The 24,676-nt window shown below is 65.0% G+C and carries 20 protein-coding genes; 12 read left to right on the top strand and 8 right to left on the bottom strand.

All coding sequences use genetic code 11. The features are described from left to right. Positions 1–25 precede the first annotated feature (25 nt). The 6 genes from uxaC to AC07M1_RS07475 are packed head-to-tail and all read right to left on the bottom strand — an operon-like array spanning position 26 to position 5,697. Positions 26–1,441, bottom strand: coding sequence for a glucuronate isomerase (gene uxaC, locus AC07M1_RS07500; protein ID WP_495162829.1), 1,416 nt, complete (start codon positions 1,439–1,441; stop codon positions 26–28). A 15-nt stretch (positions 1,442–1,456) separates the two neighbouring features. Further along, positions 1,457–2,227, bottom strand: coding sequence for an SDR family NAD(P)-dependent oxidoreductase (locus tag AC07M1_RS07495; protein ID WP_495161923.1), 771 nt, complete (start codon positions 2,225–2,227; stop codon positions 1,457–1,459). Further along, positions 2,217–3,437: a UxaA family hydrolase gene (locus tag AC07M1_RS07490; protein ID WP_495161922.1), complete on the bottom strand. Its 1,221-nt coding sequence runs from the start codon at positions 3,435–3,437 to the stop codon at positions 2,217–2,219. Before AC07M1_RS07490 ends, AC07M1_RS07495 begins: the two co-directional genes overlap by 11 nt. After that, the gene (locus AC07M1_RS07485; RefSeq protein ID WP_495161921.1) at positions 3,430–3,744 is read right to left on the bottom strand and encodes a UxaA family hydrolase; all 315 of its coding nucleotides are present in this window, start codon (positions 3,742–3,744) and stop codon (positions 3,430–3,432) included. Before AC07M1_RS07485 ends, AC07M1_RS07490 begins: the two co-directional genes overlap by 8 nt. A gap of 7 nt (positions 3,745–3,751) precedes the next feature. Further along, the gene (locus AC07M1_RS07480; RefSeq protein WP_495161920.1) at positions 3,752–4,405 is read right to left on the bottom strand and encodes an RraA family protein; all 654 of its coding nucleotides are present in this window, start codon (positions 4,403–4,405) and stop codon (positions 3,752–3,754) included. Further along, the gene (locus AC07M1_RS07475) at positions 4,405–5,697 is read right to left on the bottom strand and encodes an MFS transporter (RefSeq protein WP_495161919.1); all 1,293 of its coding nucleotides are present in this window, start codon (positions 5,695–5,697) and stop codon (positions 4,405–4,407) included. Before AC07M1_RS07475 ends, AC07M1_RS07480 begins: the two co-directional genes overlap by 1 nt. A gap of 149 nt (positions 5,698–5,846) precedes the next feature. Between AC07M1_RS07475 and AC07M1_RS07470 the strand changes: the two genes are divergently transcribed. The 10 genes from AC07M1_RS07470 (at position 5,847) to AC07M1_RS07425 (ending at position 17,981) form a co-directional block, all read left to right on the top strand. Continuing rightward, positions 5,847–6,590: a FadR/GntR family transcriptional regulator gene (locus tag AC07M1_RS07470; protein WP_495161918.1), complete on the top strand. Its 744-nt coding sequence runs from the start codon at positions 5,847–5,849 to the stop codon at positions 6,588–6,590. 66 nt (positions 6,591–6,656) lie between these two features. Continuing rightward, positions 6,657–7,781, top strand: a complete 1,125-nt coding sequence (locus AC07M1_RS07465) for an enolase C-terminal domain-like protein (protein WP_495161917.1) — start codon at positions 6,657–6,659, stop codon at positions 7,779–7,781. A 452-nt stretch (positions 7,782–8,233) separates the two neighbouring features. Next, positions 8,234–8,737 (top strand): RNA polymerase sigma factor, encoded by a 504-nt coding sequence (locus tag AC07M1_RS07460; RefSeq protein WP_495161916.1) that lies wholly within the window; start codon positions 8,234–8,236, stop codon positions 8,735–8,737. Continuing rightward, entirely contained in the window at positions 8,734–9,753 is a 1,020-nt protein-coding gene (locus AC07M1_RS07455; protein ID WP_495161915.1) for a FecR family protein, read from the top strand. Before AC07M1_RS07460 ends, AC07M1_RS07455 begins: the two co-directional genes overlap by 4 nt. Before the next feature lie 91 nt (positions 9,754–9,844). Continuing rightward, on the top strand, positions 9,845–13,027 hold the full coding sequence (locus tag AC07M1_RS07450; protein ID WP_495161914.1) for a TonB-dependent receptor domain-containing protein: 3,183 nt from the start codon (positions 9,845–9,847) through the stop codon (positions 13,025–13,027). Positions 13,028–13,091: 64 nt separating this feature from the next. Next, positions 13,092–13,913, top strand: a complete 822-nt coding sequence (locus AC07M1_RS07445; RefSeq protein WP_495161913.1) for an acid phosphatase — start codon at positions 13,092–13,094, stop codon at positions 13,911–13,913. A gap of 347 nt (positions 13,914–14,260) precedes the next feature. After that, positions 14,261–15,187, top strand: a complete 927-nt coding sequence (gene kdgD, locus AC07M1_RS07440; RefSeq protein ID WP_495161912.1) for a 5-dehydro-4-deoxyglucarate dehydratase — start codon at positions 14,261–14,263, stop codon at positions 15,185–15,187. A 19-nt stretch (positions 15,188–15,206) separates the two neighbouring features. Continuing rightward, complete coding sequence (locus AC07M1_RS07435) at positions 15,207–16,133, top strand: LysR substrate-binding domain-containing protein (RefSeq protein ID WP_495161911.1); 927 nt, start codon at positions 15,207–15,209, stop codon at positions 16,131–16,133. After that, positions 16,130–17,674: a carboxylesterase/lipase family protein gene (locus tag AC07M1_RS07430; protein WP_495161910.1), complete on the top strand. Its 1,545-nt coding sequence runs from the start codon at positions 16,130–16,132 to the stop codon at positions 17,672–17,674. Before AC07M1_RS07435 ends, AC07M1_RS07430 begins: the two co-directional genes overlap by 4 nt. A 40-nt stretch (positions 17,675–17,714) precedes the next feature. Beyond that, the gene (locus tag AC07M1_RS07425) at positions 17,715–17,981 is read left to right on the top strand and encodes a hypothetical protein (protein WP_495161909.1); all 267 of its coding nucleotides are present in this window, start codon (positions 17,715–17,717) and stop codon (positions 17,979–17,981) included. Between the two features lie 6 nt (positions 17,982–17,987). Here AC07M1_RS07425 and AC07M1_RS07420 read toward each other — a convergent pair whose 3' ends face one another. Together AC07M1_RS07420 and AC07M1_RS07415 are read right to left on the bottom strand one after the other, a co-directional pair. Continuing rightward, positions 17,988–19,817 (bottom strand): DUF8034 domain-containing protein, encoded by a 1,830-nt coding sequence (locus AC07M1_RS07420; RefSeq protein ID WP_495161908.1) that lies wholly within the window; start codon positions 19,815–19,817, stop codon positions 17,988–17,990. Further along, a complete protein-coding gene (locus AC07M1_RS07415) occupies positions 19,814–21,145 on the bottom strand; it encodes an MFS transporter (protein WP_495161907.1) in 1,332 nt (443 codons plus the stop codon). The genes AC07M1_RS07420 and AC07M1_RS07415 overlap by 4 nt, the downstream gene beginning before the upstream one ends. Before the next feature lie 278 nt (positions 21,146–21,423). Here AC07M1_RS07415 and AC07M1_RS07410 point away from each other — a divergent pair, with 278 nt between their 5' ends. Together AC07M1_RS07410 and AC07M1_RS07405 are read left to right on the top strand one after the other, a co-directional pair. Beyond that, entirely contained in the window at positions 21,424–24,213 is a 2,790-nt protein-coding gene (locus AC07M1_RS07410) for a TonB-dependent receptor (protein WP_495161906.1), read from the top strand. 113 nt (positions 24,214–24,326) lie between these two features. Continuing rightward, complete coding sequence (locus tag AC07M1_RS07405) at positions 24,327–24,551, top strand: hypothetical protein (protein WP_495161905.1); 225 nt, start codon at positions 24,327–24,329, stop codon at positions 24,549–24,551. Positions 24,552–24,676: the final 125 nt, after the last annotated feature.

Genomic DNA, 24,676 nt, shown 5'->3' with positions numbered 1-24,676 from the left:
AGACTTTCCGGTGCCTCGGCGCGGCTCAAAGCCGATAGGCTTGCCGCACCAGATTATACGCCAGATCCTGCGCCACCGCGAACGCCTCGTCTTTCTCTAGCCGGTGCTCGGCGACGAGCCGGGCGAGGAACGAACAGTCCACCCGCCGGCTCATGTCGTGCCGCGACGGGATCGACAGGAACGCGCGGGTGTCGTCGTTGAAGCCGACGGTGTTGTAGAAACCGCCAGTCTCGGTCACCTGCTCGCGGAAGCGACGCATGCCCTCGGGGCTGTCGTGGAACCACCATGCCGGGCCGATGCGCAACGCCGGATAATGGCCGGCGAGCGGAGCGATCTCGCGCGCATAATTGCTCTCGTCGAGCGTGAAGAGGATGATCGTCAGGTCGCGCTCATTGCCATAGGCGTTGAGCAGCGGCTTCAGCGCATTCACATATTCGGTGCGTGACGGCCAGTCGTCGCCCTTGGCTTCGCCGAACGTATCGGTGACCGCGGGGTTCTGGCTGCGCAGCGCGCCCGGATGGATCTGCATGACCAGCCCGTCGTCCAGGCTCATCCGCGCCATCTCGGTCAGCATCTGGCCGCGGAAGCGCTCGGCGTCGTTGGCGTTGCCCTCGCCGCGGACGATCTTGCCAAACAACGCCGCCGCCTCGGTCTGCGGCAGATTCTCGGTATGCGCGGTCGGATGGCCATGGTCGGTCGAGGTGCAGCCGCCATGCTCGATGAAATAGCGGCGGCGGTTGCGCAGCGCGGCGAGATAGCCGTCCCAGGTCGTCACGTCCTCGCCCGTGATCCGGCCAAGCTCGGGTAGCGCCTCGCGGAAACGCGGATGCTCGGGATCGGTGACATTGTCGGGGCGGAAGGCGGTGACGACCCTGCCCTTCCATCCGCTCGCCGCGATTGCCCGGTGGTGGCGCAGATCGTCGAGCGGATCCTCGGTCGTCGCTAGCAGCTCGATCCCGAACCGCTCGAACAGCGCGCGCGGACGGAACGCGTCGGTCTTCAGCTTGGCGTCGATCTGGTCATAGATGCGGTCGGCATTGGCGGGCGACAACCGCTCGGTAATACCGAGGATCGCGTGTAACGCATGGTCGAGCCACATCCGGCTCGGCGTGCCGCGCAGCAGGTGGAAATTCTCGGCGAAGCGGTGCCAGATCTTGCGCGGATCCGTCTGCGTCCAGCCGCCGTCGATCCGCGGCACGCCCAGCTCCTCGAGCGGCACGCCCTGCGAGTAGAGCATGCGGAAGACATAATGGTCCGGGATGATGAACAGTGCCGCCGGGTTGGCGAACGGTTCGTCGCTCGCAAACCAGGACGGATCGGTATGGCCGTGCGGACTCACGATCGGCAGGTCCTTGACCGAATCATACAGCTCCCGCGCGATGGCACGGGTCTCGGGATCGGCGGGGAACAGGCGGTCGGGATGCAGCGAAAGCGGCATGATATCGGTCATTGTAGATCAGAACCCTTGGGAAGCGCCGCCGTCGATGGGCAGCAGGACGCCGGTGACGAAGCGCGCGGCGGGGGAGCAGAGATAGACGGCGGCCAGCCCGATATCCTCGGCCTCGCCGAATCGGCCCATCGGGGTGCGCTGCAGGATGCGGTTGGAGCGCGCCGGATCGCCGTCGAGCGCTTTCCGCAGCATCGGCGATTCGATCCATCCGGGTGCGATCGCGTTGACGCGGACGCCTTGCCCCGACACCTCGGTCGCCAGCGCACGGACCATGCCGACATAGGCCGATTTGGCCGCCGAATAGGCAATCACCTGCGGCATGCCGAGCAGCGAGGTCATCGAGGCGGTGAACAGGATGCTGCCGTGCTTCGCTTCGAGCATGGCCGGCAGCACCAGCCGCGTCAGGTTGTGCGCGGCCAGGACATGCGTGTCGAGCATCCCGGCGAAGTCTTCGACGCTGGTATCGACCGCGAGCTTCTTGAAATTATGCCCGGCATTGTTGGCCAGGATGGTGACGTCGCCCACTTTCTCCCGCACCCGCTCCAGCATTGCCGGCATGGTGTCGAACGCGGTGACGTCTGCGGCTTCCCAATAGGCTCCCGCGCCCAACTCGGCTGCTGCGGCTTCGACCATGTCCGGACGCCGGCCGACCAGCACGACTTTGGCGCCGGCATCATGCATCGCCTTGGCCATGCCGAGGCCAAGGCCGCTGCCACCGCCGGTGATCAGCGCGACTTCGCCGTCGAGACGGAACGCCTTTGCAGGATCAAGCGACATTGCGGCACCCCCGGTCCAGATCCGGCGTGTCCTGGTGCTTGTACATCACGAAATACTCCCGATGCCCGAGCGCTTCGGGCTTGCTTGGTTGTCCGGCGGCGACGTCGGCGACGAGTCCGCCGAGCTCGTCCGCACACTGGTCGAGCGTCAGCTGCCCCGCCAGCACCCGGCCCGCGTCGAAATCCATATCCTCTTCCATCCGGGCATAGGTGCGGCTGTTGCCCGTGACCTTGACCAGAGGCGCGACCGGCGATCCGATCACACTGCCGCGCCCGGTGACGAACAGCACGATCTGGCTGCCGCCCGAGATCAGATCCATGATCCCCTCGGTATCGTTGGGGTTGGTGTAGCCGAACTGCATGAAATGCGGATCGGGCACCGAATCCATCACCCACAGTCCTGGCCAGGGCGGCGCCTCGCCAACCTTGATCACGCCCTGGATCGGGCGCGATCCGCTCTTGGCGAACGCGCCCATGCTCTTTTCCTCGATCGTCGTCAGCCCGCCCGCGAAATTGCCGGGAGACACCGAATATTGCCGTACCTCGCGGCAATAATGCTCGGCCTTGGCGTAGGCGGCGGCGAGTTCTGCGCTGGCGCGCTCATTGGCGGCGCGGGCGAGAATGATATCCTCGAGCCCGATCATCTCGACGATTTCCTCGACGATCGCCGATCCCCCGGCATCGACCACCCGGTCGAACAACCGTCCGACCGCGGGGTTGCCGACCAGCCCGCTGGTGCCGTCCGATCCACCGCATTCGGCGCCGAGCGTGAGATCGGCGAAACCCATCGGCACGCGCGGCGTCTCGCGGTGGATGCGGTTGCGCAGCTCACGGACGATCGCCTTGCCCTTTTCGGTCGAGGATCGCGTGCCGCCGACATCCTGTATGAAGAAGGACGCCGAAGGACGGCCGCTCTTCTCTACCGCCTCGGCGATCTTCGCCGGCTGGGTATATTCGCAGCCGAGCCCGACCGAGAGCACCGCCCCGACATTGGGGTGGCGCGCCAGGCTCAGCACCAGCCGGATCGCATACTGGTTGTCGTAGCAGCCGGGGAAGCCGATGACCTGCACATCCTCCTCGCCCGCGGCGATGGCGTGCGCGACATGCGCGGCGCACTGGACAGTGTAGATGACGAGGACGAGGTTGCGGATGCCCTTGCGCCCGTCGGGCCGCAGCCAACCGGTCCATTCGCGGCTGAAGATCTCAGTCATAGGTCATGTCCTTGGCCGCTCCGGTGACGACGTCGAACGCGCCCGAACGTTCGTCGAACCGGCTCGTGCAATTGTGGAGATGCACCCAGTCGCCAGCGCGGATCGCGACGCTAGCGGTGCCGATCGGAATCCCGAACTTCACCACCGCTTCTCCCAAGGCGATGTCCACAAGCGCGACCTTGTGTCCCATCACCACCGGGGCGTTGAGCGCAACCACATCCCCGCCGATCAGCGTCATCGCGTCCTCGCCATCGCCGAGCAGCGTCGCGACATTGTCGTGCGGGTGGATGCGGAACGCGTCGGTCATGCCTGCCTCACAGGATCCCGTATTTGGCGAAAGCCTGGGTGCTCGACATCCCCGCCTCGATCTCCTGGCGCACCAACTTCTCGCCGCGCGCCTTCTCCAACGCACGCTCAATCACTTCGGCCTCATGTGCACGAGGGATCACGACAACACCGTCGAGGTCCCCGAACACCAGGTCTCCCGGCTGCACCGCGACAGGCCCGACTTCAATCGGGCAACGATAGTCGATGACTTTGGTGCGCACGCTCGAATCCTGCGCAAAGCGGCCGCGGCTGAACACGGGCCAGTCCTGCGATAGTACCTGCGGTGTATCGCGGTGATAGCCGTTGACCACCGCGCCATTGGCGCCGCGCGACCGTGCGGTCGCAGTGAGGATTTCCCCCCAATAGGCACAGCGCATCTCACCACCGCTGGCTAGGTAGATGTCGCCCGGTTCAAGCTGATCGAGCGCCTCGGTCAGCTTGCCGAAGGGCTGCGCCTGCTCGCCATAGACGTCGATCATCAGCACCGGCATCGATCGCCCGATCAGCTTCATGTCCGTAAGCATGGGCTGGATCGGCTGGGGCAGGAACTGGTGGACACAGCCCAGGGTGTCGAGGATGTCGCCAACCACAGGCGTGTACAGCTCGGCACGGAACAGGTCGAAAATCTCGTTGTCGGTCATCATGACTCCAGGGCTATTGCAGCGCGCGGGCGGCGCAGGATCAGCGCCATCGCCAGCACGGCTAGCGGATAGGCGAGCGCGGCGCCGAGGAAGAGCGCGGCATAGTTGCCGCCAGTGGCGTCGAGGATGCGGCCCACCGCCATCGCGACGAACATCCCCATGATCCCTGCGGCGAACCCGCCGATGCCGATCACCGAGCTGACCCCGCGTAACGGCACCGTATCCGACGCCAGCGTATAGAGATTGGCGGACATGCCCTGATGCCCCGCGGCGGCGAGCGCGATCAGCGCGACGGCAGGCCAGAGGCTCGAGACCCCGGCGATGAACGCCACGGGGATCGGGCACAGCGCCATCAGTAGCATCGTCGTTAGCCGCGCCGGCACCGGTCGCATCCCGCGCTGGATCATCCGCGACGAGAGCCAGCCACCCGCGATGCTGCCCACGTCGGCGATCAGGTAGATCGCCACCAGCGGTCCGATCGAGCCCATCATGTCAATGCCGAAGCGATCATGAAGGAAGCCCGGAACCCAGTTGAGGTAGAACCACCACACCGGGCTGGTCATCAGCATGCCGACAACATAGGCCCAGGTGCCGCTGTAGCGCAGTAGCGAGAGCCATTTGACCGGCTCCGCAGGCGTATCGTCGCCCTGCCTGATGTACGCGAGCTCACTGGCCGAAAGGCGCCTCTGTCGCTCAGGCACCTCGTAGAAGCGCAGCCACAGCACCAACCAGATGAGGCCCAGACTGCCTGCGATCAGGAACGCGGCACGCCAGCCAACCAGAGCGACAATAAACGGCAGCGAGAGCGGTGTGACGATCGCGCCGATATTGCTGCCCGCGTTGAAAATACCGGTGGCGAAGGCGCGTTCCTGCGGTGGAAACCATTCACGCACTGCCTTGATCGAAGCTGGGAAATTCCCGCCCTCGGTGATACCGAGCGCGCCCCGCGCGATCTTAAAGCCGAGCACGGTGGACATCAGGCCATGCGCCGCTGCGGCGATGCTCCAGCCGAATACCGCGATGCCCAACCCGGCGCGCACGCCGATCCGATCCATCAGCCGCCCGCCGAGCAGGTAGCCGAAGGCGTACATCAATGAGAAGGCGGCGATGATGTCGCCATAGGCGGTTTCGGACCAGCCGAACTCGGTGTCGAGGACCGGCTTGAGCAGACCGAAAATCTGGCGGTCAATGTAGCAGATGGTGGTCGAGGCGAAGAGCAGCGTGCAGATCACCCAGCGATAGCGGCCTCGTGCGGGCTCAGACCCGGCGGTTTCGGCAAGAGTGGTCGGCATCGGCATCCTCAACGGCACGCCTTGCTGGCGGCTCGATCGCAAATCCTGTATGACAGGTTAGTAGCGGTTTGAATGGCGAAGACAAGCGTGATTTTGCTAAGGTGTCGGGTCAGCCGCCGCAGGGGCGTTTGGATTGCAGGGGATTTCGCGTGGGGACGAGGGCGGACGAATCGACAGGCAGCGGCGCGAAGACGAGCGGCCTCGTCGATCACGTCATCGACTATATCTATCGCCACGTTGCCGACGAACGGCTGCGACCCGGCGCGCGCCTACCGAGCGAGACGACGATCAGCTTGACACTGGGTGTCAGCCGCCCGGTAGTGCGCGAGGCTATGCGTACGCTTGCCGCTACTGGGCTGGTCGAAATGGCGGTCGGTAAGCGCGCGACGATCGTCCCAGTCGATGGCGAAATGCTGTCGCGTGTGATCGGCAATGCACTGCTCACCGGCCAGGCGGATACGCGCAACATCCTGGAGATGCGTCGCGGAATCGAAATCACGATGGTCGCGCTCGCTGCCGAACGGCGCAGCGACGCGGACGCCGCCCAGCTGGAGAAGATCGTACGCGACATGGCGACCAAGCTCGGTAACGCCAAACGCTATGCCGAACTCGATCTGGAACTTCATGCGCTGTTGGCCCGCGCGACCGGAAATCCACTCTATACGCTGCTGATCGACGCCTTCCGCCAGCTTATCGCCGCATCGATGCAGGAAGGAATCGAACGCTGGGCGGCCAGCCCTGAACTCAAGCACGTCCAAGACTTGCACGAGAATATCGTCGCGGCGGTGATGGCGCGCGACCCGTCTGCGGCCGCCGGTGCTATGGCACAGCATTTCGACGACGCGCTGATCAAGATCCTTGCACCGATCGTCGCCGGCGAACCGACAGCCTGAACTTGCCAGTAGCCGCGCCCACGCCTAATCCTGTAAGACAAGTTTGATGCAAGGAGAGGCGTGAGGATGCGCGTCGAGAAGTTCGAGACCTGGATGTGCAAGCGGCCCGCAGGGTTGTTCGATGAGGAGCGCGAGGGCGCCGCGCCCATGCCGTGGAGCTATGGTGTCGGCCGCATCACAACCTCGGACGGGGTCGAAGGGATCGCGACTTTCTGGGCGGCGCGCTCGGCAGCTGTGACCGACGCCTATCTTTCCGACGTCATCGCACCGGTCATCATGGGCCGCAGCATCCATGATCGCGAGCGCATCTGGCAGGATTTCTGGAACATCGACCGGCACGGTGCCTTCTTCCCGGTGTTCTTGCCCGGTCCGATCGACGTCGCACTGTGGGACGCGGCGGCGCGCACTGCGGAACTGCCGCTGCACCGGTATCTAGGCAGCTACCGCACCAGCCTCCCGGTCTATGCCAGCAGCCTCTGGCTGCCTGACATCGACGCCTATGTGCGCGAGGCGCTGGCTTACAAGGAACGCGGGTTCAAGGCGTATAAAGTGCATCCGTGCGGGCCGAGCGCGTTCGACATGGAGATCCATCAGGCGGTGCGCGATGCGGTCGGCCCCGACATGATCCTAATGACCGATCCGGTCGCCGAGTATTCGCTGCATGAGGCGATCAAGGTCGCGCGTCATCTGGAGCAGCTGAACTATTATTGGTTCGAGGAGCCGTTCCGCGACTACGAACTCGACAAATATGCCAAGCTCAGCGCCGCAGTGGACATCCCGATTGTCGGCACCGAGACGACGCGCGGCGGCCCGTGGGGCGTGGCGCAGGCGATCAAGGCCGACGCGCTCGACATGGTCCGCGCCGACGTCTCATGGAAGGGCGGGATCACCGGCACGCTCAAAGTCTGCCACCTCGCCGAAGCGCATGGCATGAATTGCGAGCTGCACACCACGACAATGGGGCCGATGGACGTCGCTAACATCCATGTCGCCTGCGCGGTCAGGAACTCGGAATATTTCGAGCTGTTCGTACCCGAGGACACGTTCCAGCTACCGATGAAGCAGAGCCTGCGCGATCTGATGGACGCCGATGGCAATATTCATGCGCCGGAAGGCCCCGGTCTTGGGATCGAAATCGACTGGGATCTGGTCGAGGACAATTGCACTTCTAAACACACGTTTCGCGCCTGAGTATGCGGAGCCATACTCACCACCAGATGCGAAACAAGGTCGCCTGATCCTGCGCCGCCCCCAGGGTCGGTGTTGCCGCGAACAGCTATCCTCTCGGACGGCGTGAACGCACGCTCCCGGTTGTTCGACGGGTGCCTGCTCATCCAGAGGCGTGGCGTAAGCAACTCGCCTTGGCCTTCCACTCAATAGCGGTCCGAAGTTATCGCTGAGCAAATGGCGGCTTTCGCGATATCCGGCCCATGGCTGGAAAGTCCGCCTTGAGGACGCATTGCGGACCAGCAGATTAGGCTGGGTGCCTCGAGCGGGTTGTGGGTCATTGTGCTGATTGACAGCTTCAGGAATAGCCTCGGAAGGCCGACGCTTGCCCAAATCGCGAAAGCCAGATGTCCCTGTCGCTCGCGAATGCGTCTATGGGTTCATGCCCGTGATTTTGCAGTCGATGATGCAGCACCATGCAGCCAGCTAGGGATCAGCTCGATTTCGGTCGCCGATGGCGTCCCGCGTTGCTCGCCTATTTCCTGCGGCGGGTACGCGACCATGCCGAGGCCGAGGATCTGACCCACGAGCTAATCGCGAAGCTGCTCAAGCACCGCAACGACGACCTGGCTTCACCGGAAGCCTATATCTTCCAGATGGCGTCCAACCTGCTCGCCGATCGCGCCCGCCGCCTGAAGGTCCGGACGCACTATCGCGACCTGGTCAGCCGGTCCGAAGATCTGGGAATCGACCCGCTCGACCCGTTCCGGATCACGGCCGGGCGCGGAGAGCTCACGGTGCTCGAGAACGTCCTCGCCTCCCTGCCCGATCGTACGCGGACCATTTTTATTCTCTATCGACTGGAGAACCTGGGACAGGACACGATCGCTGAAACCTTTGGTATTTCGGTGAGCGCCGTAAAGAAACATGTCGCGCGCGCGATGGCGAGCCTGATGAAGGAAATGAGAAGCGCGCTATGACCGACACCCTGCCCGCCGCGCTTACCGCGAACGAGATCATGGAGGAGGCCGCACTCTGGTGCATCCAACTGTCCGAGGGCAGCCTGCACGAAGACGAATGGGCCGAGTTCGAGGCATGGCTGGAGAAACCCGGCCACGCCGACGTGCTGCAGGAAGCGATCGCCGTCTGGCAGGCATCCGGCGCCATCGGGGACCGGCCGCGGATCATCTCGCTGCGGACCGAGGCTCTGACCGAATTCCGGAACAAGAACCGGCGGCGCTGGCTGGTCGCATCGCGGCGAATCTGGTGGCCGCTCGGCTACGCCGCGGCGCTGCTTCTGCTCCTTGGGACGGGCGCCTACTGGTATCTCAACCAGCCCAGCAGATATGAGACGGGCATCGGCGAACGGCAGGTGGCGATGCTCGACGACGGTTCGCGCGTTTCGATCGACGCCGTGACCGCGATGACCGTTCGCATGAAGGACGAGGCGCGCCAGGTCGAACTGGTCGAAGGGCGCGCCAAATTCGATGTCGCCAAGGATCCGCTGCGCCCCTTCACCGTTGCCGCGGGCGACAAACTGATCGCTGCCGTCGGCACCTCCTTCAGCGTCGAGATGATCGACGGCGAAGTGCGCGTCATCCTCTACGAAGGCCAGGTCGAGGTGCGCGACCGGAGCGACAGCGCGCCTGTGCCGACCGCGTCGTCCCAGCGCCTGCTCATGACGCCGGGCAGCGAGTTCATCGGCTCCGCCGGCTCGGGGAAGCCCGGGCAGGTCACGCGACCGGACCTGTCGCAATCGTTGAGCTGGGAACAGGGGCTGATCAATTTCGATCAGGAGCCGCTGGCCCGCGCCGTCGAACGCATGAATCGCTACGCCACGAAGCGCATCGTGCTGGCCGATCCGGCCATCGGCGGCATCACTGTCGATGGCGTCTACAAGGCGGGCGATGTCGATGCCTTTGTCGAAGGGATCGTTGCGCTGCACCCTGTCCGTCAAAGGCGCGGCAACGGCGAGATCATCCTCGAGCGCGAATGAGGTAGATTCCAGCGTTAGGTGTCCCCCGCTACGCGTCGCGCGTCTTTACCCGGTGACCGCCTGCAAGAGGCGGCGTAGCAGGGGGGATATCATGCACTTTTCCAGATCCGCGCTTCATGGCTCGATCGCCGTCACCGCGCTTGTCGCATCGGTCGTCGCGGTGCCCACGATCGCGCAGGAACGCACCTACCGCTTTTCGATCCCCGCGCAGGATATGAAGGCGAGCTTGCGCGCGCTGGCCCGCACATCGGGGCAACAGATCAGCTTCGACAGCGGCACGCTGAAGGGCAAACGCGCACCGGCCCTCAACGGGACCTTCACGATCCGCGATGGCGTGGCGCGGCTCCTCGCGGGATCGGGTCTCGAAGCGAGCTGGGGGCGATCGGGCGTGCTTGTCATTCGTGCCGCCGCGCAGGTCGAGACCGCGTCCAGCGCGAGCGGCGCGGCCGCACCGGACGATCAGGATGATGCCGGCGATGTCGTCGTTACCGGCAGCCGCATCGCGCGGCAGGTGGTCACGGATTCCGCCGTGCCGATCGTCCAGGTCAACGAGGAGGATATCCAGTCATCGGGTGCGACCGAACTGTCCGAAGTCCTCGCCGACTATCCCGCCGTTACCCCGAGCCTCAACCTCGCCAATTCGAATTCCCAGATCAATGCCGCCGGCACCTCTTCGGTCAGCCTGCGCGGCCTTGGCGCCGATCGTACGCTGACCCTGATCGACGGACGGCGCACGGTCTCGAACCGGATCACGTCGAGCGCGGTCAGCCTGAGTTCGATCCCGGCGATGTTCGTGGAGCGTGTCGAAGTCATCACCGGCGGCGCGTCCGCCGTTTATGGCTCCGACGCGATCGCCGGCGTCGTCAACATCATCACCCGCCACAAATATGACGGCGTCCGTATCGGCGGTCGCTCCGGCATTTCGAGCGAAGGCGACAGCCAGCGGCTCAACCTCGACGTGCTCGTCGGCGAGAAACTGTTCGACGATCGTGTCTTGCTCGTGCTCGGCGCAAGCTACGAGAAAGAGGACGGGGTCATGGGCTACCAGCGGGCCCGCGCGCTCGAATCGGTCGCCTACAGCCTGAGCGCGGATTCCAACCCGCTCAACCAGGGCGAGCTCGGCATCACGCGACCTTCGAAGAGCAGCAGCACGCCCGGCGGCCGCTTCCTTTCGAGCTCGACCGCCGGCGGCGGCTATTTCGTCTATGATGCGAACGGGAGCCTGTTTCGCAGCACCAATACCGCGGTCTATGGCTGGGAAACCCGCCCGGACCTGCAGATCAGCGCGCCGCGCACCTCCTATCTCGCCGCCGGAAAGATCACGGTCGACCTGGGAAGCGACATCGAATTCTTCGGGCATGTGCAATATTCGAAGGTGAAGACCTCGGCCGAACGCGGCGGGGCCGAGACCGCCGCCTATGACGAGGAGTTCGGCGACCCCCTGGCCCCGGACGTCGTCGGCCGGATCGCCCGCAACAACCCCTATGTCCCCGCCGCCATTCGCGCGGCCGCTTCATCATCGGGCATCCAGTGGTCGCGCCGCTTCAACGAGCTTGGCCACTATCGCATCCTCAACGACCGCGAGACCTGGCGCGCCTGGACCGGGTTGCGCGGCAGGATCGGCGAGAGCTGGAACTGGGAAATCAGCTATGGCTATGGCCGTTTCCACCAGGAGCAGAACCGCGTTAACCTCCTGAACTTCAAGAATCTGAAGAACGCGATCAACGCCGAATTCGACCCCGCGGTGCCGGGCGACCTGTCGCGGGTGCGGTGCGTCGATGCGGCCGCGCGCACGGCGGGATGCGTTCCGGTCAACCTGTTCGGGCCGAACTCGATCACGTCGGCGGCGGCAAACTATATCCGCGCCGACCTGAAGCTTGACGGCCTGATGCAGCAGGACGTGGTGCAGGGCTTCGTTAGCGGATCGCTGTTCGAGCTGCCGGCGGGACCGGTCTCGATCGCGCTGGGCGGCGAATATCGCCGCGACTGGCAGCGTTCGGTGACTGACGACACCACACGGCGCGGCTTTGGATCGGCATCGTTCATCGCCGAATATGAAGGCGATATCAAAGCGAAGGAGGCGTTCGCCGAACTCAAGGTCCCGCTGTTCCGCGACCAGCCCTTCGCGCACAGCCTCTCCTTCGACGCGGCGGTGCGTTACGGCGACTATAACATCAGGAATGTGGGTTCGGTCCTGAGCTATCGCTTCGGCGGCGATTGGGCGCCCGTCCGCGATATCCGTTTCCGTGGCCAATATTCGCGGGCCCAGCGCGCGCCGACCGTGACGAACCTCTACTCACCGGCACGCGACGATTCGGATTCGGTGGTCGATCTGTGCAGCGGCGTGACCGCTACGACGACGGGTACGATTGCGACCAACTGCCGGTCGATTGCGGGCGTTGCCGCCGAGATCGCAGCCAATGGCGTGTTCCTTCAGGACACGACCAGCATCGAAGGGCCGGCGGCGGGTAATCCCAACCTCAAGGAGGAAACCGCCGATACGGTCTCGTTCGGCGCCGTGCTGACGCCGCGCTTCATTCCCGGCCTGTCGATGACGGTCGACTATTTCCGGATCAAGATCCGCGACGTGATCTCCTCGCTCGAGGCGATCGACCTGCTGCGCGAATGTCTGGGCAACCCGGGCGGGCTGACCGACAATTTCTTCTGCAACGAGATCACGCGCAACACGGAAGGACAGATCACCCGTATCGTCAACCGCGACCTCAACCTCAGCCAGACCGTTCGCTCGGGTGCCGATGTCGCGGTCGACTACCGGTTCGACGCACCGCAATGGCTGTCGTCGAAGGGCAAGTTCGACATCCGCTTTCTCTATTCGCGCCTGTTCGACTATTACACCGTATTCGATGGCGTGGATGGTGTCCGGCGCACCGACTACAAGGGTGAGATCGGTGCGTGGGTCAATAGCGGCCAGGCCCAACTCGGCTATCGCGACGGCGGCCTGCGGTTGCGCTGGAAGCTGCGCTATACGGGTGACGCGGTCGACAGCAATGTGCGCCGCGCGGCGGCCGAGGCGGCGGGAGCCAATCCCCCCTTCCTGCACATCGAGGATCGTGTGCGTCACGATTTCTACGCCAGCGTCGACGTCCCCGCCGCGAACAAGGACTTCCGCCTCTATGCCGGCGTGAACAACGCGTTCAACAGCACGAGCCCCTTCCTGCCGTCGGGAACCGCGTCGGGCAGTTCGCAGAATGTCGCGGGCGAGTACGACGTGATCGGCCGCTACTTCTATGTCGGATTCGAAGCGAAGTTCTGACCCCGCATGCCGTGCCCCGTCGCCGAACGGCGGGGCACGGCGCTCATTCCCGGAGCGATAATTGATGATCACCCCCCGTTCTGCGACCGGTCTCGCCGCGCTCTTGCTTATCTGTCCGGCCCTGGCGCCCGCCGCCGCGCAGTCACTCGAAGGCGTCAAGCGGCCCGAGGGCGAGGCGAAGCCGGAGGGCTATCTGCCCAAGGGCAGCGTGGATTACCGCCTGCTCGTCGGCCCGCCGCCCGTGCCGGACTCGGTGCTCGATCAGGTCGACATGGCGATCTCGCGGTGGTTCCAGGCCGACGTCCCCGCCGATCGGTGGGAGACTGCCGGCCTGGACAACAAAAGCGTCTATCCGCGCTTTGCCACGGCGTTCGGCAAGCCGATCGATCGCGCGCATAGTCCGCGCCTCGTTCAGCTGCTGAACCGCGCGATGCGCGATGCCGCGGACCCGGTCTGGAACGGCAAGGAAAGCTTCCAGCGCCCGCGCCCCTATCAACGCTACCAACTGGTCCGCCGTTGCGGCAGCAGCCCCATTCCGGCTCCCGATCGTGAGCCGCGCGGCGGATCCTCCTACCCGTCGGGGCACACCGTCTATGGCTGGGCCACCGCATTGCTGCTGGCCGAAGTCGCGCCGGCGCGCGCGTCCGAGATCCTTGAGCGGGGCCGGGACTATGCGCTGAGCCGGGTAATCTGCGGCTACCATTTCCCCAGCGATACCGACGCGGCACGCGCGATCGCGGCGGCGGTTCTGACCCGGCTGAATGCGGATCCCGCATTCCTCGCCGACCTCAAGGCCGCGCGAGACGAATATGGGATTGCCCCCGCTCCGGCAGCCGAGGTCTCCCCAGCCACGGCCCGCAAGCCCGCCGAGGCGCAGGCCGAATGACAGCAGGATGGTTGCACGGGAAGGCTTGGTCTTGACGGACACTGAGCGGCAGTCGCACCTGAGCTTTGATGGCACGGCTTTAAGCCGCTGAGAGATTTGACCATGACAAGCTGAGGTCGTTCCTCTGCGTGCAAAGAGACTGCCAGGTACAAGCGTTGGGCGCACCCGCAACGAGCTAGAGACTTGATGTGCTGGCGAAGGCGGCCAGGCTCCGGGATCGATCCAAGTCGCGCATCGATCAATGGCGGCTTTGGTTTGGACGCCTACGCGCCGACCCAATAATGACACCCTCGAAGCGTTTCGCGCATCGATGCGGAACTGCGACTTGGGAGACGCATGTGACAATGATGAGCCCGGCCGATATGGGCCGCAGCCTTGGCCAGGGCCTTCTCTCCTTCCCCGTCACGCATTTCGACGCCGACGGCCGGTTCGACGAGGGCGCCTATCGTGCGCATTGCGCATGGATGCTCGAGCACGACCTGGCCGGACTGTTCGCGGCGGGCGGCACCGGTGAGTTCTTCTCGCTGACCCCGGTCGAGGTGGTGGAGGTAGTCAAGGCCGCCGTCGCCGAGGGTCGGGGCAAACTCCCCGTCATCTCCGGCTGCGGCTATGGCACCGCGATCGCAACCGACATCGCGCGCGGCGCCGAGGCAGCGGGTGCCGACGGCTTGCTTCTCCTGCCCCCCTATCTGGTCGGATCGAGCCAGGAGGGCCTTGCCGCGCATGTCGAGGCGGTGTGCCGCTCGACCGGGCTCGGCGTGATCGTCTACAACCGCGACAATGCCGTTCTGAACGACGAGACCCTCGCCCGGCTGTGCGAGCGCAACCCCAATCTAGTCGGCTTCAAGGATGGCGTGGGCGATATCGAGCTGATGACGCGCATCTTCCTACGGATGGGCGACCGCCTCACCTATATCGGCGGGCTGCCCACCGCGGAGACCTTTGCCACGCCGTATCTGACGATGGGGGTCACCACCTATTCCTCGGCGATCTTCAACTTCATGCCGCAATGGGCGTTGACCTTCTACGCCGCAGTGCGCGCGGGCAACCATGAAGAAGTTCAGAAGCAACTGCGCGACTTCGTGATGCCCTACCTTACCCTACGCAATCGAGGGCGCGGCTATGCGGTGTCTATCGTCAAGGCGGGGATGCGGGCGATCGGCCGGGACGCCGGCCCGGTGCGCAGCCCGCTCACCGACCTGACCGCGCAGGAGCAGGACGAACTGCGGGTGCTGATCGAGCAGGCGTCCGGCGCGCTCGCCAAAGCCGCCTGAGGGCGCGGTGAGCCTCGGCGTGACAGGACTTGCCGCGCCGCGCTACACCGGCGCCATGTTCGAATTGAGCCAGCTCCGCTGCTTCGTGGCTGCGGCCGAGGAACTCCATTTCGGCCGCGCGGCGCAGCGGCTCAACATGACCCAATCGCCGCTCAGCCGGCAGATCCAGTTGCTCGAACGCATCCTGGGCGTCACCTTGCTCGAGCGCACCAGCCGGCAGGTCAGCCTGACCCCCGCTGGCCATGTTTTTCTGATCGAGGCGCGGCGAATCGTCCGCCTGGCCGAAAGCGCATCGCTCTCCGCACGCCGCGTCGCCAAGGGTGATGCGGGCAAGGTCGCGATCGGCTTCACCGCCGTCTCGGGTTATAGCCTCGTCCCCCAGATCGTGGCGCAGGCGCGTGCGAGCCTGCCCAATATCGATCTCGAGCTGCGCGAGATGGTCAGCGGCGATCAGGTCGATGCACTGCTCACGGGGCTGATCGACATCGGCTTTGTCCGCCCGCCGGTCGACCGGCACGAATTCGACACGTTGTGCGTGCTGCGCGAGCCGCTGTTGGTTGCCCTGCCCCCCGGCGATCCGCGGCAGGGCGAGCCGGCGCTGTCGCTCGGCGACTTCGATGGCGAACCGCTGATCATGTATGCGCGACAGGGTGCGGGCTATTTCCACGACATGCTCGTGCGCCTGTTCGACGATGCCGGGGTGACGCCGAGCTATGTCCAGCATGTCACGCAGATCCATTCGATGCTCGGCCTTGTCCATGCAGGGCTTGCCGCGGCGATCGTGCCACAATCGGCCGCCGGGCTGCACCTGATGAACGTCCAGTTCCGCGCGCTGCGCACCGAGCCAGAAACGCCGGTCGAACTGCACATGGCGTGGCGCCGCGACAACACCAATCCGGCGCTCGAGCCGATGCGCCTGCTCTGCGCGCAGATGGCGTCGGCGTGATCGCCCGCCGCGCGCTGCTCGGCGCGCCGTTGCTGATCCCGGCAGCGGCGTGGAGCGCGCAGCGCCGAGATCCGATCGCGGCGACCCGCCATGGCCGTGTGCGCGGGGCGAGCGAAAGCGGCGTGCTCGTCTTTCGCGGCATTCGCTACGGCGCCGATACGCAGCAGCGGCGGTTCGAACGCGCGCTACCGCCCACGCCGTGGAACGACATCGCCGACGCCGTCCGCCACGGCCCCGCCGCACCGCAGACCCGCGCCGAGGAACCGAACAGCGAGGATTGCCTGTTCCTCAACCTCTGGACCCCGGCGCTGGATCGTGGGCGGCGGCCGGTGATGGTCTATCTTCATGGTGGCGCACACGCGCATGGATCGGGGTCGGACCCGCTCTATGACGGCGCCAGCCTCGTCCGCCGCGGCGATGTGGTGGTGGTGACGCTCAACCACCGCCTCGCGGGGCTAGGCTATGCCTATCTCGCCCAGCTCGGCGGCCCGGCGGAATCGGGCAATGTCGGCAATCTCGACATCGTCCTCGCGCTGATATGGGTGCGAGACAATATCGCAGCGTTCGGCGGTGATCCGGATCGGGTGATGATCTTCGGCCAGTCGGGCGGCGGGGCCAAGGCGGTGACGTTGATGGCGATGCCCGAGGCGCGACCGCTGTTCCACCGCGCCGCGACGATGAGCGGACAGCACGTCACCGCCGCCGGACCACGCAATGCGACGATTCGCGCGCGGGCGTGGATGGAAAAGGCAGGCGCCAGGACCATCGCCGAGCTCAAGGCGCTGCCCGTCGAAAAGCTGGTCGAAGCGATGGCGATGACCGACCCGATCGAGCGCAAGGGCGAAATCGGCTTCACCTCGACACTCGACCACTATGTCCTGCTCCGCCACCCCTTCGTTCCCGATGCTCCGCGTGAGGCGGCACATATCCCGCTCATCGTCGGCAACACGCATGACGAGACCGGGCTGTGGATCGCCGATTGGCTCAAGCGGGGCGACACCAGCTGGGGCAATCTGCCCGAACGCATCAGTGCACAGATCACCAAGGATGTCGCACCCGACTGGGTCGTCCAGCGCTACCGCCAGCTCTACCCCGATAAGACGCCCGGCCAGATCCTGCTCGCCGCGACCACCGCAGGCCGCTCCTGGCCCGGCCACTTGATCCAGGCGGAGGAACGCGCCAGACTCGGCGCGCCGACCTGGATGTACCAGCTCGACTTCCCCGCGCCCGAGGCCGGCGGCGTGCTCGGCGCCTTCCACACGCTCGATATCCCGCTGGTGTTCGGCAACGTCGCGGCGAAGGGTTCGCGCACCGGCGACAGCCCAGCCGCGCACCGCCTGGCGGGATGCATGGCCGACGCCTTCATCGCCTTCGCCCGCACCGGTGACCCCAATTGCGCGAGCGTGCCGATGTGGCCGAAGTTCACGCTCGAGCGACGGCAGACGATGATTTTCGACACCACCACCCACGTCGTCGACGACCCGCGCCGCGAGGAACGTCTGCTCTGGTCAGTCGCGCCCTATATCAAGCCGGGCGGGTAACACCGGTTGATGACCGCCAGCATCCGGTTAGGATGCTGACATGACCATTGGAACGTTAATCCTGTTCGGCGCGATCGCAGGACTGCTGGTCGGTCTCTTCATTCCCAGTCAGCGGCTCGGTTGCGTCATCCTGCTGGCGGTGCCGGTTGCCATGTTCATGCATGTCAGTCGTTGGCAGGACGCGCATCCGGACGCGCTTAGATCGACGAGCGGGCTCGAGTTTCTGTTCGGTCCCTTGTGGCCAAGTCTTGGCGCGATTGCCGGTTTCGTGGCGGGCAGGATGCTCCATAAGACACTCTTCAAGTAGCCGACGCTACCGGTCCCAAGGAAACGCCAGCGTCGGGGCATTGGCGTAACGCCGCATCGCAAGCCTCAGCCGCGCCCCGCACCCCGGCTCCAGCCGCAGGGTGAAGTCGCGCCCGCCGATGGCCATGTTCCGCCCGTCGAGCGTCACCGACTCGATCTGATGCTCGGCATAGGCGCCGCCCTGTACCGTCACCGTCCGCGCTACCTTGCCAAGATTGACCAATGTCACCTCGGTCGACGCATCGCCCAGCGCGTGCACCAACGCCGCGACATCCCGCGGGACACCCGCCCGCCGCTGCTCGGGATCGAAATAGCGCAGCCGGCAGTGCAGCACGACACCGCCCTGATTGGGCGAGGTCGACGACCAGGGCGGGCGGGCAATGTGCATGCCCCCGGTCATCAGCTGGATCAGACTTTTGACGCTCGCCGGGGTCTTGTCGAGCGGCCAGTCGGCGAGCCGCGTGTCGCGCGTTGTGTTGTCCTCGCGCATCCGCTTCTCGCGTTCGGCGATCCGCGTGAGGTCGGTGTTGAGCGCCTCGACCGGATAGGCCTCGTTCCTGCCGTGGAGGAACGACACCCACTGATTCTCGCCCGCCAGCTCGAGATCGTCAGCGCGCTGCGTCACATACCAGATCTCGAACCCGTTGGTGCGATAGGGCCCAGGCTTCCACCCGTACCAGCCATCCGCACCATACATGGTCGGGGTTTCGAACCGGCCGTCACGTTGGCGCCCGGCGTCGTTGATCCGAGCGTTCTGCCGTCGCCACACTTCGATGTACGCGCTGTCGCCGGTGAGCAGCGTGCCGTTCAGGAACGCGGTGATCGATCGCGGTACGCGGTTGCGGTCCTCGCGCTTGCCGGTCTGCGGCACTACGGGGGAGAAGCCCCAGCCATAGACCCCGCCCCACCAGTCCCGCGCGGCCTTGCCGTCGAGCCCGACCTTGCTCGGCACGATGCCGTCATTGGCTCTGGCGCGGCTCACCCAGGCATCGAGATAGTCGAGCGCCCAGCGCCGGTAGCGCTCGCCCCCGCCCAGCGCATAGGCGTTGAGCGCCAGCGTCGTCGCCTGCAGGTTGAGCGGATTGTCGCCGACCACATCGGTGTACTCGACATAATGGTCGAGCGTCTCCTGATAGGTCGATTCGCCATGCTCCATATGGAAGCGCTCCCCCGCCTCGAATGGGTCGCCCGCCCAGTCCAGCGCGGTCGCAGCGCGCAGCATCGGCCCGCGGCTGCCGTTCATCACGCTGCGGATGATGCGGTGCGCGGGGTCGTAGTTGCGGACGCTCGGGTCGTGCCCGGTATAAAAGTCCGCGAAGCGCCGGGTGCGCGCGATCAGCGCGGGGTCGCGGGGGGCGGAAAGGCCCAGCACGTTGAACGTCGTCAACCCCTCGGCATTATGCTGCCAGTCCATCTGGACCGGAAAGTCGCGGTGATACATGCCAGCCCTTGCGATCGGCACATCCACCGTCCGCATCGCCGCATATTGCCTGAGGTGCCCTTCCCAGAACCGCTGGGTGAGCGTCAGGATGCGGTCGGGCGCACCGAGCGCGTGAAGGATCGCCCAGTCGTTGGTCGCTTCCGCCGCATCGTCGGGGCCGTCATTGGCGCCCCAGCGTTCGAACACCAGCAGGTGATCGCGCTTGTCGACATATTTGGCGTAGAAGGCCTCGCACGCCTCGGTGTTCCGGGCGATCAACCGCCGCTGGAGCACCGCCCATTCGGGCGGCGCCATCGGCGTCGTGAGACTGAGCCGCACCGCCGCCGCCCGCGCCGCGGGGGGCAGCAGCGTCGTCGCCGCGCCGCCCAGCAGCAGCCCTCTGCGATCAACTCTCATTCGCCGATCTGCATCCGGCGGATAGGTCCAGCGACGACCAGGAAGGCGAAGATCGTCAGCAGACAATGCGCGCCGACGAACACCAGCGCCCAGTCGAACGATCCGGTCGCCGCCACGATGAAGCCGACGACGATCGGCGTGACGATCCCAGCCATGTTGCCGAACATGTTGAACACCCCGCCCGACAGACCGGCCAGCCGCTTTGGCGCCACATCGGCCATCACCGCCCAGCCGAGCGAGGCGACACCCTTTCCGAAGAAGGCGACCGACATCAACGTCACCACCAGCCATTCCTGCGGCGCCCAGACGCACCCGATGATCGCGGTGGCGAGCAGCATCCCCACCGTCAGCGGCCCCTTGCGCGCGAGATCGAGCGATCCGGTGCGCTTGAGGATCAGGTCGGAGACATAGCCACCGGCCAGTCCGCCGACAAAGCCGCACAGCGCGGGCGCTGCCGCGGCGAACCCCGCCTCCATGATGTTGAGGCCGCGTTCCTTGACGAGGTAGATCGGGAACCAGGTGACGAAGAAATAGGTCAGCACGTTGATGCAATACTGCCCCAGATAGATACCCAGCATCATCCGGTTAGCGATCAGTTTGCCGACATTGCCCCAGTCGAATGCAGCCGCGCTGCCCGCACCGCCATCCTCCATATGGATCAGGCCGCCGCCCACCTCGATATGGTCGAGCTCGGCCCGGTTGATCGACGGGTGGCGCGCGGGGCTATGGATGTAGCGCAGGAACACCGCCGTCGCGATCAGTCCCAGCACGCCCATCACCCAGAAGATCGAGCGCCAACCATAGCTGTGCGCGAGCCAGCCCATCAGCGGCGCGAACGCGACCAGCGAGAAATACTGCGCCGAATTGAAGATCGCCGACGCGGTTCCGCGCTCGGCCGACGGAAACCACGACGCCACCAGCCGTGCGTTGCCGGGAAAGGACGGCGCTTCGGCGAGTCCGACCAGGAAGCGCAGCGCGAACAGCATGGCCACGGCAGGCAGGAACGCGATCATCCCGGCAAAGCCCTGCAGCGCGGTGAACACCGACCACAAGGCGATCGCGGCGGCATAGACGCGCTTGGTGCCGAACTTGTCGAGCAACAGCCCGCCCGGCACCTGCGCGAGCACATAGGCCCAGGCGAAGGCCGAGAGGATGAAGCCCGTCTGGATCGCATTCAGCCCCAGCTCGTGCGCGGCGGCGCTCCCGGCGATCGAAAAGGTTGCACGATCAGCATAGTTGACGCTGGTGATGAGGAAGATCAGCGCAATGATCCCATATCGCACGTGCGTCGGGCGCAACTCTGTCGCAGGGGTGCGCTGATCGATCACGCGTCGCTCTCCTCGTGCTCGCGCGTCGGATTCGCACGGCTGTTATGACGGTATCGGTAACGGGGGCATGGGAACCCGTCCAAGGCAAAGAGCGGAACGATCGATCCAGAAACTGGCTGGATCGGCAGGAGCATTCCCAGCGTCGCACTGCGATCTGTGCGTGTCACGCATCGATTCATGTTCGATTGGCGTTGGCCTCGCCACCCCGGTCGCGCCTAGCAGAACATCGCAATCGGCTCGTCCACGAAGCCGTACACAGCTACCGAGGGGAGTCTGAAATGTCCCGTGCCCATGTCCTGAAATCCGTGTTCGCGCTGTCGGCTGCGGTCACCGCCCTTTCCGCCGCGTACGCCCAGGCTGCACAGGATCAGGCTCCCGAGGAAACTACAGCGCCCGCCGAAGCCGGTCAGGAAGTGATCGTCACCGGCTTCCGCGAAAGCCTCAGCAGCGCGCTCAGCCTCAAGAAGCGCGAGACCGCTGCAGTCGACGCGATCAAGGCGGAGGACATCGCCGAATTCCCCGATCTCAACCTCGCGGAGTCGCTTCAGCGCATTCCTGGCGTCGCAATCAGCCGCGTCAACGGCGAGGGCCGCAACATCTCCATCCGCGGCCTCGGCCCAGATTATAGCCGCGTCCGCATCAACGGCATGGAGGCGATCGGCACCACCGGCGGCACCGACAATTCGGGCGGCGTCAATCGCGGCCGCGGTTTCGATTTCAACATCTTCTCGTCGGACCTGTTCAACAGCCTGACCGTCCGCAAAACCGCGACCGCCGATGTCGAGGAAGGGTCGCTCGGCGGCACCGTCGATCTCCAGGTCGCGCGCCCGTTCGACTATCGCAAACCGACCGCGGTGTTCTCCGCCGGGGTGAGCTATAACGACCTCGCGCGGAAGGCGACGCCGCGCGTCTCTGCCCTGCTCACCACTACCAGCCCCGACGGCAAGTTCGGCGCGCTCGTCTCGATCGCGTACGAGGAACGCCGCCTGGTCGAGGAAGGCGCGAACATCACGCGCTGGACCTATGGCGGGTTCAACGGCGGCTTCAACGCTGCCTCGACCATCGCCAGCAAGACCATCGCGCAGATCAACGACACCAACCCCGAAACCGCACTCTATCACCCGCGCATTCCGGGGCTGGTCAGCTACGATATCGAACAGAAGCGTCTCGGCGCCGCGATCGCGCTGCAATACCGTCCGAGCGATGCGACCTTGATCTCGATCGACGGCCTCTATTCGCGCCTCGACGGCACGCGCAAGGAAGCCCAGTTCCAGGCGATCGGCTTCAGTCGCTCGGGCACGGGCAAGCCGCAGACGATCATCCGTTCGGGAACGGTCGACGCCAACAACAACATCATCAGCGGTACGTTCGACGCGGTCGATCTGCGTGTTCAGGCCCGCTACGACGAACTCAAGACCGATTTCTACCAGCTCACCGGCACGCTCGACCAGAAGCTGGGCGAGAACCTCAAATTCGGCGCGATCATCGGCTATTCGCGCTCCGAATTCCGCAACCCGATACAGACCACGGTGACGCTCGACGCGGCCAACACCAACGGCTTCTTCTACGATTTCTCGACGCGCTTCCCGACGATCAAGCCGGGCGTCGACATCAGCAACCCGGCGACCTTCGCCTTCACCAACGGCACGTCGGAAGTACGCATTCGCCCGCAGAGCGTCGACAACAGCTTCACCAATGCCAAGGGTTTCCTCGAATGGACGGCCGGCTCCGTTCTGAAGCTCAAGGCCGGCGCCGACTGGCGGCGTTTCGACTATGATTCGAGCGAGCGCCGCCGCCTTTCGGGCGAGACGGTGGTGACCACATTGACGCCCGCGCAGATCGCGCCGCTGGTCACCCAGTTCACCGGATTCGGCCGCGGCCTCGACATACCGTCGGGCACGCCGACCGGCTGGGTGGTGCCGAACCTCGACGCCTTCCTCGCCTATCTCAATGCGCCAACCAACCCGACCTACGCCACCGGCGGGATCGAGAACGCCACCGCGCGCGGATCGTTCGTCACGGTGCGCGAGGATGATCTCGGCGTGTGGGGCATGGCCGAGTTCAACCTCGCCGACGCTGGTTTCCCGCTGCGCGGTGACTTTGGCGTGCGCTACGTCAAAACCGACCAGCTCTCCACGGGCTATGCCAGCCAGGGCGGCACGGTGAATTTCGTTACCGCCGATCGTAGCTACAATCGCTGGCTGCCGTCGGCCAACCTCGTCTTCGACGTCACCGACACGCTGCTGATCCGCCTCGCCGCTGCCAAGACGATCGCGCGCGCCGGCATCGGATCGCTCTCGCCGGGCGGCAACCTCAACGTCTCGGGCGGCAACCGCACCTTCAGTTCGGGCAATCCCGACCTGACCCCGACCGAATCGACCAATCTCGACGCCTCGATCGAATGGTATCCGACACGCGGCGCGATCTACGCCGTATCAGCGTTCCAGAAGGATATCGGCAGCTTCGTCCAGACGCTCAGTACCGGCGTCCCCTACTCCAGCCTCGGCCTGCCCGATTCGCTGCTCACCGGCACCACCGCCACGCCGTCGGACATCTTCATCGTCAGCCAACCGGTCAATTCGAAGGGCGGCATGCTGCGCGGGTTCGAGGTGAACGTGCAGCAGCCCTTCACCTTCCTGCCGGGCTTCCTCAAGAATTTCGGCGTGCTGGCGAACTACACCTATGTCAATTCCGACATCGAGTACCGCCTGTCCGCGACCGGCACCGCCAGCGTCACCGCGACCCTGCTCGGTCTGTCGAAACATGCCGCCAACGCGACGCTCTATTACGAGACCGAGAAATTCTCGATCCGCGGATCGATCGCCTATCGTTCGAAATATCTGACCGCGGTGCCGGGAACCGAGGGTAATGCCTACAACGGCACCAACGCGACGACCAATGTAGACGCGCAGATATCCTACAACGTCACCGACAAGATCAAGCTGAGCCTCGAAGGCATCAACCTGACCGACGAGCTCAATGACCAGTTCGTGGACGAGACCAACCGGCTCAACGTGCTGACACACAGCGGCCGCCAGTTCGTGCTGAGTGCCCGCGTGGCATTCTGAGCCTCCCCCTCTAGAGGAACGCCAACAACGAAACGGGGCCGGCTACTCGTGAGGCCGGCCCAACTCCGCGCATGGATGGCAGGTTCTAGGGCGTCTCACCCTCAAACCGTCTGATGGCTATGAGGGCACATTATTGTCTGGCAGCTTACGTCAAGACTGCCGCATTGCCTGTGCGGGACGAGATCACGATCGTACTCACTCTGATCTCGGCGCCGGATCGCAGATCGGCGATCCTGATCCTGATCCTGATCCTGATCCTGATCCTGATCCTGACGAGGTCGCAACCGCGTAGCTCGCTGTCGATCGTCAGATCGAACAGCGCCCTCTCCACGGCTTGAACTGGCCGCCGAGTGAGCGGCGGCCTCGACGATCCCCAATTTATTTCGAGAACAGGTAAACCGGCGCTTGTTTCGATTACGAAACATATTCCAACGTATTCAATGACATCGATTGAAGGCAACGG

It is taken from the genome of Sphingomonas sp. GW821-FHT10C01 (assembly GCF_059415525.1).
This window is presented reverse-complemented; position numbering and strand designations above follow the sequence as displayed.